Annotated in this window: 13 protein-coding genes; 4 read left to right on the forward strand and 9 right to left on the reverse strand. The window is 56.0% G+C overall.

What is annotated here, in order from left to right; translation table 11 throughout:
- On the reverse strand, positions 1–223 hold a 223-nt coding region (locus EHN07_RS20520), incomplete at its 3' end, for a hypothetical protein (RefSeq protein WP_208646990.1).
- A 194-nt stretch (positions 224–417) separates the two neighbouring features.
- Between EHN07_RS20520 and EHN07_RS11285 the strand changes: the two genes are divergently transcribed.
- The 4 genes from EHN07_RS11285 to EHN07_RS11300 all read left to right on the forward strand — a co-directional run bounded on the left by EHN07_RS11285 (position 418) and on the right by EHN07_RS11300 (position 3,669).
- The gene (locus EHN07_RS11285) at positions 418–1,329 is read left to right on the forward strand and encodes an amino acid ABC transporter substrate-binding protein (RefSeq protein ID WP_124024240.1); all 912 of its coding nucleotides are present in this window, start codon (positions 418–420) and stop codon (positions 1,327–1,329) included.
- Positions 1,330–1,529: 200 nt separating this feature from the next.
- Entirely contained in the window at positions 1,530–2,270 is a 741-nt protein-coding gene (locus EHN07_RS11290; RefSeq protein WP_124024241.1) for an amino acid ABC transporter permease, read from the forward strand.
- On the forward strand, positions 2,270–2,944 hold the full coding sequence (gene gltK / locus EHN07_RS11295) for a glutamate/aspartate ABC transporter permease GltK (protein WP_124024242.1): 675 nt from the start codon (positions 2,270–2,272) through the stop codon (positions 2,942–2,944). The genes EHN07_RS11290 and gltK overlap by 1 nt, the downstream gene beginning before the upstream one ends.
- Positions 2,944–3,669 carry an amino acid ABC transporter ATP-binding protein gene (locus tag EHN07_RS11300; RefSeq protein WP_124024243.1) on the forward strand — a complete coding sequence of 242 codons (726 nt, stop codon included), beginning with the start codon at positions 2,944–2,946 and terminating at the stop codon, positions 3,667–3,669. Before gltK ends, EHN07_RS11300 begins: the two co-directional genes overlap by 1 nt.
- Before the next feature lie 59 nt (positions 3,670–3,728).
- On the opposite strand, the gene iolB is transcribed toward EHN07_RS11300, so the two are convergent.
- Genes iolB through iolG form a run of 8 tightly spaced genes read right to left on the reverse strand, consistent with a single transcriptional unit; the run spans position 3,729 to position 13,104 of the window.
- Positions 3,729–4,544 carry a 5-deoxy-glucuronate isomerase gene (iolB, locus tag EHN07_RS11305; RefSeq protein ID WP_124024244.1) on the reverse strand — a complete coding sequence of 272 codons (816 nt, stop codon included), beginning with the start codon at positions 4,542–4,544 and terminating at the stop codon, positions 3,729–3,731.
- A gap of 9 nt (positions 4,545–4,553) precedes the next feature.
- Positions 4,554–5,444: a myo-inosose-2 dehydratase gene (iolE, locus tag EHN07_RS11310; RefSeq protein ID WP_124024245.1), complete on the reverse strand. Its 891-nt coding sequence runs from the start codon at positions 5,442–5,444 to the stop codon at positions 4,554–4,556.
- A gap of 10 nt (positions 5,445–5,454) precedes the next feature.
- On the reverse strand, positions 5,455–7,368 hold the full coding sequence (locus tag EHN07_RS11315; RefSeq protein ID WP_124024246.1) for a bifunctional 5-dehydro-2-deoxygluconokinase/5-dehydro-2-deoxyphosphogluconate aldolase: 1,914 nt from the start codon (positions 7,366–7,368) through the stop codon (positions 5,455–5,457).
- A gap of 9 nt (positions 7,369–7,377) precedes the next feature.
- Complete coding sequence (locus tag EHN07_RS11320) at positions 7,378–8,511, reverse strand: Gfo/Idh/MocA family protein (RefSeq protein ID WP_124024247.1); 1,134 nt, start codon at positions 8,509–8,511, stop codon at positions 7,378–7,380.
- A gap of 14 nt (positions 8,512–8,525) precedes the next feature.
- The gene (locus EHN07_RS11325) at positions 8,526–9,554 is read right to left on the reverse strand and encodes an ABC transporter permease (protein WP_124024248.1); all 1,029 of its coding nucleotides are present in this window, start codon (positions 9,552–9,554) and stop codon (positions 8,526–8,528) included.
- Between the two features lie 11 nt (positions 9,555–9,565).
- Positions 9,566–11,113, reverse strand: coding sequence for a sugar ABC transporter ATP-binding protein (locus EHN07_RS11330; protein ID WP_124024249.1), 1,548 nt, complete (start codon positions 11,111–11,113; stop codon positions 9,566–9,568).
- Between the two features lie 43 nt (positions 11,114–11,156).
- Positions 11,157–12,086: a substrate-binding domain-containing protein gene (locus EHN07_RS11335; protein ID WP_124024250.1), complete on the reverse strand. Its 930-nt coding sequence runs from the start codon at positions 12,084–12,086 to the stop codon at positions 11,157–11,159.
- Positions 12,087–12,117: 31 nt separating this feature from the next.
- The gene (gene iolG, locus EHN07_RS11340; RefSeq protein WP_124024251.1) at positions 12,118–13,104 is read right to left on the reverse strand and encodes an inositol 2-dehydrogenase; all 987 of its coding nucleotides are present in this window, start codon (positions 13,102–13,104) and stop codon (positions 12,118–12,120) included.
- Positions 13,105–13,149 lie beyond the last annotated feature (45 nt).

Raw genomic sequence — 13,149 nt, forward strand, 5'->3', positions numbered from 1 at the left:
AATTGATTTTCCTTGTTTTTTTATGGTCTATTCTCGATTTATGAAATAAATGAGGTTGGTCATCAGCCTGAGCCAGCGATTGCTGGCTTTTTCTATTTCTGGCACAACAGTTGCAATAAATTACCCATCGGAAGCCGCCAAAATGCTCCCTCTGTGGTCTGTCGGCAGCATAAAGCATCGCGCTGCACCAAAGAAAGACAGACCAGGCACCAAAGTAGTGCATGGGCAGCGTTTTGCTGCGTAACGGTGCGGCACGCCTCGCAAAAAACAAACGTCTGGATAGCAAAATCTTTACATTAAGCTAGGTTAAATGTTAACAAACAGGCGATGATTTACCTGATTTAGTTACACACAATAACAATACAACACTCACAACGGGTATCAGTGCCCTGTGGCACGAAGATAAAGGAGTTGGTTATGCAATTACGTAAACTAGCCTCAGCTTTGCTGGTGATGGGAATAGGTGCCGGTATCGCGCACGCCGAAGAGGCTAAACCGGCCGCTCAACAAGGGACGCTTGACAAAATCGCCGGGAGCGGCGTGATTGTTGTCGGCCACCGTGAGTCCTCCGTTCCTTTCTCTTACTATGATAACCAGCAGAAAGTCGTCGGCTATTCACAGGACTACTCCAACGCCATCGTCGAAGCGGTGAAGAAAAAGCTTAACAAGCCCGACCTGCACGTTAAGCTGATTCCAATTACCTCCCAGAACCGTATTCCGCTGCTGCAAAACGGCACCTTCGATTTTGAGTGCGGCTCCACCACCAACAACCTCGAACGCCAGAAGCAGGCCTCATTCTCTGACACCATTTTCGTGGTGGGCACCCGTTTGCTGGTTAAGAAAGGCGGGCCGATTAAAGACTTCCCTGACCTGAAAGGCAAAGCGGTAGTCGTCACCTCCGGCACCACTTCTGAAGTTTTGCTCAACAAGCTCAACGAAGAGAAGAAAATGGAGATGCGTATTATCAGCGCCAAAGACCACGGTGACTCGTTCCGCACCCTGGAAAGCGGGCGCGCCGTTGCCTTTATGATGGATGACGCCCTGCTGGCCGGTGAACGCGCGAAAGCGAAGAAACAGGATAACTGGGAAATCGTTGGCACCCCGCAATCTCATGAAGCTTACGGCTGTATGCTGCGCAAAGACGATCCGCAGTTTAAGAAGCTGATGGATGAGACCATTGCTCAGGTGCAAACCTCCGGCGAGGCCGCTAAGTGGTTTGAAAAATGGTTTAAAAACCCCATCCCACCGAAAAATATCAATATGAACTTCGAGCTTTCTGAAGATATGAAGGCCTTGTTCAAAGCACCAAACGATAAAGCACTTAACTAACCAGAACCAGGGGCCGGGATGACCCAGCCCTGCTGATTGACGAGCCTAAGCCCGGACAGACTAAGCGTTGGATGGTCGTTCCCCATCCGGCGTGAAAGTACCCAAAATCTCAGGCAAAGATCTGAAATACGGGTACCAGCTTCTCATCAATCTTCGAGGGTAGCGCGGCTGCTACCCTCAATTTTTTCTCGGAGTACGTTATGTCTATAGACTGGAACTGGGGAATATTTCTACAGCCCGCCCCGTTCGGCAACACCACCTATCTGGGCTGGATTTGGAATGGCTTCCAGGTCACCGTCGCCCTGTCCATCTGCGCATGGATCATCGCCTTCCTCGTCGGCTCGCTGTTCGGCATTTTGCGTACCGTTCCTAATAAATGGCTGTCGGGCATTGGCACGCTGTATGTGGAATTGTTCCGTAACGTGCCGCTTATCGTGCAGTTCTTTACCTGGTATTTAGTGGTGCCGGAATTGCTGCCCGAAAATCTCGGCATGTGGTTTAAATCTGAGCTTGACCCGAATGTACAATTCTTCGTGTCGTCAATGGTTTGCCTGGGCCTGTTTACCGCAGCTCGCGTCTGTGAGCAGGTGCGCGCGGCGATTCAATCGCTGCCACGCGGCCAGAAAAATGCCGCGCTCGCGATGGGTCTGACGCTGCCGCAGGCGTATCGCTATGTTCTGCTGCCCAACGCCTACCGCGTCATCGTGCCACCCATGACTTCCGAAATGATGAACCTGGTGAAAAACTCGGCCATCGCCTCCACCATTGGCCTGGTGGATATGGCCGCGCAGGCCGGTAAATTACTGGATTATTCCGCACACGCCTATGAGTCCTTTACCGCCATCACCCTGGCCTATGTGCTGATTAACGCGGTGATTATGCTGGTGATGTATCTGGTTGAACGCAAAGTTCGCCTGCCTGGCAATATGGGAAGCAAATAATGTACGAGTTTGACTGGAGTTCGATTCTTCCGGCGATGCCTTACCTGATGCAGGGGCTGGTTATCACCCTGAAAATCACCGTAACGGCGGTGATTTTCGGTATCGTATGGGGCACCCTGCTCGCCGTCATGCGCCTGTCGCCCATTAAGCCGATCGCCTGGTTTGCCAGCGCCTACGTTAACGTTTTCCGTTCCATTCCCTTAGTCATGGTGCTGCTGTGGTTTTATCTGGTGGTGCCGGGTATTTTGCAAAAGGTCCTCGGGATCTCGCCGCAAACGGATATTCGCCTGATCTCCGCGATGGTGGCATTTTCAATGTTTGAAGCGGCCTACTATTCAGAAATTATCCGTGCCGGCATCCAGAGCGTTTCACGCGGGCAGTCTCACGCGGCGCTGGCGCTGGGGATGACGCACTGGCAATCAATGAAGCTGATCATTTTGCCACAGGCCTTCCGCGCCATGGTGCCGTTACTGTTAACGCAGGGCATCGTGCTGTTCCAGGATACCTCGCTGGTGTATGTCCTGAGCCTGGCAGACTTTTTCCGTACCGCTTCCACCATTGGCGAACGCGATGGAACCCAGGTGGAGATGATCCTGTTTGCCGGTGCCGTGTATTTCGCAATCAGTTTAAGCGCTTCGCTGTTGGTCAGCTACTTGAAGAAAAGGACAGTGTAATGATTTCCCTGAAAAATGTTTCTAAATGGTATGGTCACTTTCAGGTGCTAACCGACTGCTCAACGGCAGTGAAAAAAGGCGAAGTGGTGGTGGTTTGCGGGCCGTCTGGCTCGGGTAAATCGACGCTGATTAAAACCGTCAACGGGCTGGAGCCCGTACAGCAAGGCGAGATTGTGGTTAACGGCACCCAGGTGAACAACAAGAAAACCAATCTGGCCGAGCTGCGCTCTCACGTCGGCATGGTGTTCCAGCACTTTGAGCTGTTCCCCCATCTGTCGATTATTGAAAACCTGACGCTTGCTCAGGTAAAAGTGCTAAAGCGCAACAAAGAAGAGGCGCGTAAGAAAGGCCTTAAGCTGCTTGAACGCGTAGGGCTGACGGCTCATGCCAATAAATTCCCGGCGCAGCTTTCCGGAGGCCAGCAGCAGCGGGTAGCGATTGCCCGCGCCTTGTGTATGGACCCGGTGGCGATGCTGTTCGACGAGCCGACATCGGCGCTGGATCCTGAAATGATCAACGAAGTGCTGGACGTGATGGTGGAACTGGCTAATGAAGGCATGACGATGATGGTGGTGACCCACGAAATGGGCTTTGCCCGCAAAGTGGCCAACCGCGTAATCTTTATGGATGAAGGGAAGATTGTCGAAGATTCGAATAAAGAGGATTTCTTCAATCATCCCCAGTCCGAACGTGCCAAAGATTTCCTGGCGAAAATCCTGCACTAACAACCCCAAAAAAAGGTGGATGCCGCTCGCGTCCACCTTTTCCACGTTCTCTTTTTCACTTAGCCCTGATACGCCTCACTATTTATCCAGGCGTGATCCTGCTCCCAGGTAAACATCCATTTACGTACCGGTCCGGCCATCACGTTTAAATAATAGCTGTCATAACCCGCCATCGTCGCCACCGGATGATAGCCCTTTGGCACCATCACAACCTGCTGGTCATACACCGCCATGCACTCGTCAAGTGCGCGGTCATCGGTATAAACACGCTGCATACAGAAGCCCTGCGCGGGATTGAGGCGATGGTAATACGTCTCTTCAAGGTAGGTTTCGCTGGGCGGATTATCCGTATCGTGCTTATGGCTGGGATAAGAGCTGGTGCAGCCTTCACTGGTATACACCTCGACCACCAGCAGGCTATCGGCAGCTTTGTCTTCCGGCAGGATATTGTGCACATAACGCTGGTTATGACCTTTTCCTCGCGCTTCGGCAGCAATATCTTGCGGGGTGATAAGCCGGGTAGCATAGGTACCTTTACCCGGTGCCGAGCACACTGCCAGTTCAAACGGAGTCAGCGCTTCCACCTCCACCGCTTCCCCCGCAGTGACATACACAGCCCAGGGTTTACGACGCTCGAAGGGGCTCATACGGTCGCCAATTTCCGGGAAGCAGGCGCGGGGCGTATTAACGGTGGCGCGCCCCGCCACTAACACCAGGCAGCGCTCATCGCTGGATTCAGGCAAAGCTAAGCGCTGCCCGGCGCGCAGTTGATAAACATCAAAACCGACGTATTTCCAGCCCGCGCTTTGCGGCGTGATGTGCTGCGTGCGCCCCTGTTCGTCCGGCTGCTGGCGGTGCGAAAGTAATCTGGACATCCCCCCTCCTTAAATCAACCCGGCATCGTGCGCAAGCTTGCTGAGATTGCTATAGCCCAGGCGCGCATAGGTCAGCGGATGCGCAACGGCCGGGTCCTGCTCGGCCTCCACCACCAGCCAGCCGCTGTAACCCTGTTTTTTCAGCAACGCCATGATTGGCGGGTAATCCACGCAGCCGTCGCCCGGCACCGTGAACACCCCGCTCAGCACGGCATCAAGAAAACTGCTTTTGCGATTTTTCACATCGGCCAGCACATCAGCACGCACGTCTTTGCAGTGAACATGGTTAATACGCTCAATCCAGCGTTCGGCGATGCTTAACGGCGAGGCGCCTGCATAAGTCAGGTGTCCGGTATCCAGCAGTAAACCAACTTCCGGGCCGGTGTGCGTCATCAGGTTATCCACATCCTCAGCGCTCTCGATAACCGTTCCCATATGGTGGTGGTAGGCAATTTGCACCCCCTGCTGTTGGGTGTAACGCGCAAACGCCGTCAGCTTTTCACCATACTCTTTCCAGCGTCCGACGGGAAAACGCGGGCGCAGGTGAACCGGCGTGCGCTGTTCACCATGAATGCAGCCTGAAACCTCCGCGAAAACCATCACCTGCGCGCCCAATTCACGCAGCAGCGCCAAATGTGGCTGCACGGCCTCAATTTCCTCTTCCACAGAGCGTTCCAGCAGGCGACCCGAGTACCAGCCTGAGACCAGCTTCAGCTGATGCTTTTCAAGGATTGGCCCGAGTACGCGAGCCTCACGCGGAAACTTGTTTCCCAGTTCAAAACCTTCGAAGCCCGCTTCTTTCCCTTCGCTCAGGCAGGTTTCCAGTGGCGTATCAGCCCCCAGAGAGGGTAAATCGTCATTGGTCCAGGTTAGCGGGTTAATGCCTAAATGTACGGTCATGCTGTTCTCCTTAAATTTGTGCCTGCCCGCGCTCACGCCATAAAGCAATCAGCCGCAGATAGTTATCACGGATACGGGCAATCAATTGTGCATCGTCAATCTCGTGTTTTAACCAGGCCTGAGCGGCTTCGCCAAACAGGGTGCGCCCGACGGCAAAACCCTTCACGATCGGGTAATTGGCCGCGGCGTTGAAGCCAGCCTGCAGCACTTCCACCGGGGCATCCAGCCCAAGGATGACGACGCCACGGCAATGGGGATCGCGTTTTTCCACCAGCTCGCTCAGCGCCGCCCATCCCTCGCGGCTGAGCGGCGGTAGTTTCCACCAGTCCGGGTAAATACCGAGGTTGTAGAAGCGCGCGATGGCTCGCAGGTAGAGGTCGTCGCTGCGCGGCATGCCCGCAGGTAAAATGACCTCCAGCAGCAGTTCGTGGCCGGACTGGCAGCAGGCGCGATAAACCTCATTCACCTTCCGCTCTTGCTCAAGGCGCAAGGCGTGGGCGTCTTCCGGGTGGAAGAACACCAGGCATTTCACCACGTGCTCCTGGGGCCAGCTAATCAGCTGCGAGCCAATATTGCCGTGCTCCAGCTCCAGCGGACGTGAACCCGGCAGCTCGATGGGCCGGCCAATCCACCAGCCTTCACCCGTAATGGCGTTAAGCGCATGCTGGCCGAAAGTGCCGTCACACAGCAGCCCGGCTTTCCCCTCCAGCTCAGCTTGCTTTGCCGTCTCACGGCTGGCCTGCAAAATCAGCTGTTTCAGCGCCGGAACGCGCTGTAAATCGGCGCCGCAGTTCAGCACCATCTCTTCAAACTGGCTGCGGTGGTCAAAAGCCATCACGCACAGTTCCGGCCACTGCCGACGGCGCGTCGTCACGCGATGCAGGTGATTCAGGCGCGCGTCGAGATCCGGGCGCGGCAGCTGCTGTTCGCGAGCTAAGTAATCATCGAGTTCAACTTTAGTCGGCATGGCTGGCGCACAGCCGTGGCGTGAAACCACCAGCGCACCGCAGGCGTTCGCATAACGACACGCTTGCTCCCAGCCCTCATCATTGAGGTAGCCGCGCATCAGGCCGGACATAAACGCATCGCCCGCCCCCAGCACATTCAGCACTTCGACGCGTACCCCCATGACATTCATGCCGCCGTCCAGCGTATCTGGAATCGCCCCGGTAAATACCGAACAACCCTGCGCGCCACGCTTACACACCAGCGTCGCGCCGCTGACCTCACGCACCTGCTTCAGAGCGGCGAGCGTGTCGGTCGAGCCCCCCGCAATGTGGAACTCCTCCTCCGTCCCGACAATCACATCAAACAGATGCAGCACCGATTGCAGCTGCTGCGTCACCTGGCCTGCGGCAACAAAACGCGTTTCCCCATCGCCCAGCGCCGTCAGGCCCCAAAGCACTGGCCGATAGTCAATATCCAGTACGGTGCGTACCTTATTGCGCCGCGCATAGCCCAGCGCAGTAAGCACCGCCTCGCGGGTTGCGGGATGCGAAAGGTGCGTTCCGGTGATAGCGAGACAGCGTGCGGAAGCGATGTACTCTTCGCTAAAGTCACCGTCGGTAATCGCCATATCCGCGCAGTTATCGCGGTAAAAAATCAACGGAAAGGTGTCGCGATCTTTAATGCCGAGCAGTACCAGCGCGGTCAGCCGTTGGGTATCGGTGATCAGATGGCTGGTATCACAGCCGACCCGCGTCAGCTCCTCGCGCAGAAAACGCCCCATATGCTCGTCGCCCACGCGTGCCAGCATCGACGATTTGAGTCCCTGCCGTGCCGTTCCGTACGCAACGTTTCCCGATGAGCCACCCAGATAGCGGGCGAAACTGGTGGCATCTTCCAGGCGTGCGCCAATCTGCTGGCTGTAGAGATCGACTGCGACTCGCCCCATGCAAATCAGATCTAAATGCTTTTGTTTCATGCTCCATCCTCAGACAATGTCAGATACGTTGACCCAGCGGCCACGCTGGTGAGACAAAGCGATGGCATCAAGGACGCGCGACACTTTCCAACCCTCTTCAAAATCAGGCCACATTGGCGCATCGGCAGCGATACCGTCGATCAAATCACGCACCTCAACGGTTTTTTGATCGTTAAATCCAATACCGTGGCCCGCCCCCATGCAGAATGCGCCGTAGTCCGGATGAGCAGGGCCAACCAGTAGCGTGCGAAACCCCTGACGGCCTTCAGGATCGCTTTGCAGATACAGCTTCAGCTCCGCCATGCGCTCCTGGGTAAAAGCAATCGCTCCTTTGGTGCCTGTTACCGTCCAGGTTAGCCCCATTTTGCGGCCGCTGGCTACGCGTGAGGTTTCGATAATCCCCTGTGCGCCGCTTGCAAAGCGCACCATGGCATGAGCCTGATCTTCATTTTCGACGCGCACCATTTCGCGGCTTCCCGCCGCTTCCGGGCGCTGCGGCACCACAATTTTCAGATCGCCGCAAACCTGCTGGATCTCCCCAACCAGATACTGCGCCATATTGACGATATGCGCGGCCAGGTCGCCCAGCGCCCCAAGGCCTGCGGTTTCTTTGAAGCAGTGCCAGTGAATCGGCGTGAGCGGATCGGCCATATAATCTTCGTTATGGGTGCCGTAAAAGTGGATAACCTCACCGATCTCCCCGCGCTCGACGATCTGCTTTGCCAGCTGTGCCGTCGGGTTTTTCATGTAGTTGAAGCCGACCAGGGTTTTCACTCCGGCACGCTGTGCCGCATCAACCATCAGTCGTGCATCACGGGCGTTCAGCGCCAGCGGCTTTTCCGAGTAGACATGCTTGCCGTGGCGAATCGCTTCCAGCGCCATCTCTTTATGCAGATGGTTTGGGGAGCAAATATCCACGACGTCAATATTCGGGTCAGCCACCAGCTCGCGCCAGTTGCCCGTTGAGCGCTTAAAGCCAAAAGCAGCGGCGCGTTTAGCCGCCAGTTCAGACGTGACTTCTGCCACCATTTCGCGCACCAGCTCGCCGCGTAAATCAAATACCGTAGGGGCTTGCGCATAGGCAATGGCATGAGCTTTGCCGATATAACCGCTGCCGATTAAACCAATTCTGACCTGTTTCATAGTGTGTTCCTGGATTAGATCGCGCCGCGACGGCTTTTGGCGTAAGTATCAAACGCCACCGCCAGCACGATGATCAGACCCGTGATAATCTGCTGGTAGTAAGCTGAAACGTTCATCAGCACCAGTCCATTAATCAGGATCCCCATGATAATGGCGCCGATAATCGTGCCGCTGATACGCCCATAGCCGCCCATTAATGAGGTACCACCAATCACCACCGAGGCAATCACGCGCAGCTCAAAGGTGATACCCGCCACCGCTTCAGCGCTGCCGAGGCGCGCGCTGAGGACAAATCCTGCAAGCCCTGCCAGACAGCCAATCGCCACATACACGCTGACCAGCACCCGCTTAACGTTCACCCCAGCCAGACGCGCCGCCTCCGGGTTGCCGCCGATGGCATACACAAAGCGCCCCCAGCGGGTTTTATGCAGCGCCAGGTAACCCACAATCGACACAATGGCGAAAATCCATATCGGGATAGAGATGCCGAGGATATCCCCGCGTCCCCACCAGCGATAACCCGGATCAAACCCGGCAATGGGCGCGCCATCGTTGATCACCAGCGTCAGGCCGCGCCAAATGGTCATGCCGCCGAGCGTGACAATAAACGGCGGTAGGCGCAGGCGCGTCACGCCAAGGCCATGCAAGAAACCGATAAGCGTACCCAGCGCCAGGCAAATCCCCAGCCCCAGCAGCCAGCTAAATCCCCCCCATGCATCGGGATCGACGGTGGTGAAGTTATCCCCTTTGATGACCCAGGCGGCGGTCATGGCACATACCGCCAGTATTGACCCGACCGAGAGATCGATACCCGCCGTGAGGATCACAAAAGTCATGCCGACCGCCATAATTCCGTAGATAGACACTTCGGTCAGGATATTGAAAATATTACGTTCGCTCAGAAAGTTACCGTTCTGCGACTGGAAGAAAATCAGCAGCAGGATCATAAAGATCAGTACGCCGAAGCGCTCAAAGAAGGCAATCGGATCAAAGCGCGATGCGCCCTTTGCCGGAGCCTGATTTTTGGAAATCATCTGCGCCATGGGCTCCCCCGTTATGCGGCATTTAAAGCGTGGTGGTTGATAGCCATCAGGGTCATCAGCCGTTCTTCACTGGCGTCATCACCGTGCAATTCACCGGTGATTCGCCCCTCGCGCAGGGTGATTATCCGGTCAGAAATCGCGAGGATTTCTGGTAAATCCGAGGAGATGACAATCACCGCAACGCCTTGCCTTGCCATATCAAACAGCACCTGATGGACTTCAGATTTGGTGCCGACATCAATACCGCGTGTGGGCTCATCGACAATCAACACCCTGGGGTTAAGCGCCATACAGCGCGCCAGCACCACTTTTTGCTGATTGCCCCCGGAGAGCTTGCGTACCTCCTGTTCGGCATTGACCATCTTGATCTGCAGCGCCTGACGATAGGATTCAATCAGCACCTCTTCTTTGCGCGGGCTGACGAAATAGCGCCAGAACAGCAATGACGACAGGCTTGAAAGCGTGAGGTTTTCGCGAATCGACAACCCCAGCACCATTCCCTCTTTTTTACGGTCCTCCGGGACCAGCGCTATCCCCCTTTCCAGCGCGTACATTGGGTTTTGCGGCACATAAGGCTCGCCGTCTAACTCAAAACTTCCCTGGGTGAATTTCTCGGCGCCAAACAGGCAGCGGGCGACCTCGGTACGGCCTGCGCCCACCAATCCGGCAATGCCCAACACTTCGCCGCTGTGAACGTGAAAACCGATCTCTTTGAGCGCAATGCCGTGCGGGTCGAGCGGCGGCTTTTCGCGGCTTAATCCCTTCACGGACAGGCGAATGGGCTTGTCTTCATGATGGGTAAGGCTTGCGTCACGACGGGCAAACACCACATCGCGCCCGACCATCAGACGAATGATCTGCTCAACGCTGGTGCCCGCGACGTCGCCGGAGCCGGTGTAACGCCCGTCCTGAAAAACGGTGAAGCGGTCGCACAGCTGGAAGACCTCATGCAGACGATGGGTGACGTAAATAGTGCTCACGCCGCGGCCTTTAAGCTCGCGCACCACGCGGTGCAGGCTTTCAACTTCGCTGTCGCTCAGCGCCGCCGAGGGTTCATCCATCACGATCAGTTTGGCGTTGAGCGTTAACGCGCGGGCAATTTCCACCATCTGTTGCTGCGCAACGCTCAGGCGAGCGACGGGCGTAGTCGGGGCAATACTGAGCTGCAGATAATCGAGGACCACCTGCGCTTCCTGATTCACCGCTTTAGCATCAACAAACAAATTACGCTGGCGCGGCTCGCGACCGAGGAACATATTTTCTGCCACCGTCATATTCGGAAGCAGGTTAAACTCTTGATAAATAGTGATAATACCTTTCTGCTGACGCACTACCGGTGACTCGTCCACCGCCAGCGTTTCACCGTTAAACCAGATTTCTCCGCTGGTTTGCGGCTGCGCTCCGGACAGCGCCTTTAGCAGCGTGGATTTACCCGCGCCATTTTCGCCGAGCAGCGCGTGGATCTCCCCGTACCCGACGGTGAGCTGTACTTTGCTCAACGCCCAAACGCCGGAAAAACTTTTTGCCAGTTCGCTGACTTTCAATAAGGGTTGCGACATCAGACTGCTCCTCTGTTGCGCCCGCAGGCGGGCGCATTCAGGCTTATTGGCCGGCTTCGCCGATACGCTCGGCTTGATCCAGGTTTTCCAGGGTAATCACGATCGGAGGGTAATCGGCGCCGGTGATTGCTTTCTTCTCGCGAATGTTTGCCACCAGCTGGCTCATCGCAGTCACCACCGCATAGCCAGGACGCTGATCGGCGGTGACCTGCAGCCACCCCTCACGTACGCGCGCCAGCGCTTCTGGCACCGCATCAAAACCGGTTACCATAATTTCGCCCGGTTTCAGCCCTTGTTCCTGCAGCGCTTCGATAGCCCCCAGCGCCATATCATCGTTGGCGGAAAGGATCACCTGAGGTTTTTTCGGCAGCGACGGCAGCACGCTTTCGATGATGCGCATCCCTTCGGAACGCATCCAGTTACCGGTCTGATCGGCAACAATTTTGTATTTAGCACCGCCCGCTTTCAGGCTGTCACGGATCCCTTTGGTGCGCTCAATATTGGAAGAAGAGCCGGGCTGGCCGGTGAGCAGGATAATCTCCGCCCCATGGGGAAATTTCGACTTCACGTAGTCAGCCACCGCCTGGCCGCCTTTATAGTTATTGGCACCAAAGTGCGGCACCTTTTTCTCGGTTATTACCGTGCGATCGAGGGTGACAACGGGCAGCTTCGCATGCTGAATTTCACTCACGGCGCTTGAAACGGCGTTAACGTCATTGGGCGAAACAATAAAACCCTGAGCGCCGCGAGTCATTGCGTTTTCAAGATCGGCGGCCTGTTTAGGCGAGCTGCCCTGGCTGTCGAGCACCTGCAACTGCACCTCCATTTCTTTGGCGGCTTTCACGGCGGTGCGCTGCATATGTACTTCAAACGGCATCGCAAGGTTGGGCGTGCTAAATACAATTTGCTCGTTTTTGGCCAGCGCCGGAACGGCAGCAAGCGCGATAAGGGCGGTAAGAATTAGCTTTTTCATTGTTATCTCTCTTCGGTGTCGGGTTCAGGAGTTACAACGCAATTTCGCGCTGGCTGCGCAAAGACTCGAGAGCCTTGTCGGCCAGATACAACGCGCGTTCACCATCCTCACCGCTGCACTCTGGCTGCGCTTCGCCACGTAAAATAGCGACGAAATGCAGCCACTCGGCGGCATAAGCCTCTTGGTAACGCTGCAGGAAGAAGTGCTGCGGAAGCGCGCTATTACAGCCCTCCGCGCTGAAATGCTGCACCTGGTTTTCCAGCATGTTGCCCGCGCAGAGCAGGCCGCTGGAGCCGTGTAATTCCAGACGCTGGTCGTAGCCATAGGCCGAGCGGCGGCTGTTAACGATGGTGGCCAGCGCGCCGGAGGCATACTTCAGTACGATAAATGCGGTGTCGATATCGCCCGCATCGCCAATTGCCGGATCAACCAGGTTGCTGCCCTGGGCATAAATCGCTACCGGCTCTTCCCCCATAATGAAACGTGCCATATCAAAATCGTGAATCGTCATATCGCGGAACATGCCGCCGGAAACACGGACATACTCCGCAGGCGGTGGCGACGGATCGCGAGAAATAATCAGCAGGGATTCAGGTTTACCAATGCGCCCCTGCTGCGCTTCGGTTTGCACGCGGCGAAACTGCGGGTCAAAGCGGCGGTTAAAACCAATGAATAGCGGCACCCTGCGCGCTTTCACCACTTTCAGGCAGTCACGCACCCGCGCCAGATCAAGATGGACAGGTTTTTCACAGAAGATGGCTTTGCCGTGGGAGGCGGCAAGCTCAATTAAATCAGCGTGTGTGTCGGTGGCGGAGGCAATCAGCACCGCATGGACATCAGGATCGGCCATCGCTTCATTCGCGCTTTGCTGGCGCGCCTGATATTGCGTGGCAACGCGCCTGGCGTTTTCCTGGTTTGGATCAACAACGGACCACAGTGTGGTCTGCTGGTGGGCGGCAATATTGGCGGCGTGGATCTGGCCGATGCGGCCTGCGCCCAGTAAGGCAATGTTAAACATAGCGGCTCCCGATATTGGCAATTTTTGCGTCAGGCACCGGGATGT

The organism is Buttiauxella warmboldiae (assembly GCF_003818135.1).
GTDB lineage: Bacteria > Pseudomonadota > Gammaproteobacteria > Enterobacterales > Enterobacteriaceae > Buttiauxella > Buttiauxella warmboldiae.

Coding starts and splice junctions, on each gene's coding strand:
- EHN07_RS11290 (WP_124024241.1), top strand. CDS start 1,530: ATGTCTATAGACTGGAACTGGGGAATATTTCTACAGCCCGCCCCGTTC.
- EHN07_RS11300 (WP_124024243.1), top strand. CDS start 2,944: ATGATTTCCCTGAAAAATGTTTCTAAATGGTATGGTCACTTTCAGGTG.
- EHN07_RS11325 (WP_124024248.1), bottom strand. CDS start 9,554: ATGGCGCAGATGATTTCCAAAAATCAGGCTCCGGCAAAGGGCGCATCG.
- iolB (WP_124024244.1), bottom strand. CDS start 4,544: ATGTCCAGATTACTTTCGCACCGCCAGCAGCCGGACGAACAGGGGCGC.
- gltK (WP_124024242.1), top strand. CDS start 2,270: ATGTACGAGTTTGACTGGAGTTCGATTCTTCCGGCGATGCCTTACCTG.
- iolG (WP_124024251.1), bottom strand. CDS start 13,104: ATGTTTAACATTGCCTTACTGGGCGCAGGCCGCATCGGCCAGATCCAC.
- EHN07_RS11320 (WP_124024247.1), bottom strand. CDS start 8,511: ATGAAACAGGTCAGAATTGGTTTAATCGGCAGCGGTTATATCGGCAAA.
- iolE (WP_124024245.1), bottom strand. CDS start 5,444: ATGACCGTACATTTAGGCATTAACCCGCTAACCTGGACCAATGACGAT.
- EHN07_RS11285 (WP_124024240.1), top strand. CDS start 418: ATGCAATTACGTAAACTAGCCTCAGCTTTGCTGGTGATGGGAATAGGT.
- EHN07_RS11330 (WP_124024249.1), bottom strand. CDS start 11,113: ATGTCGCAACCCTTATTGAAAGTCAGCGAACTGGCAAAAAGTTTTTCC.
- EHN07_RS11335 (WP_124024250.1), bottom strand. CDS start 12,086: ATGAAAAAGCTAATTCTTACCGCCCTTATCGCGCTTGCTGCCGTTCCG.
- EHN07_RS11315 (WP_124024246.1), bottom strand. CDS start 7,368: ATGAAACAAAAGCATTTAGATCTGATTTGCATGGGGCGAGTCGCAGTC.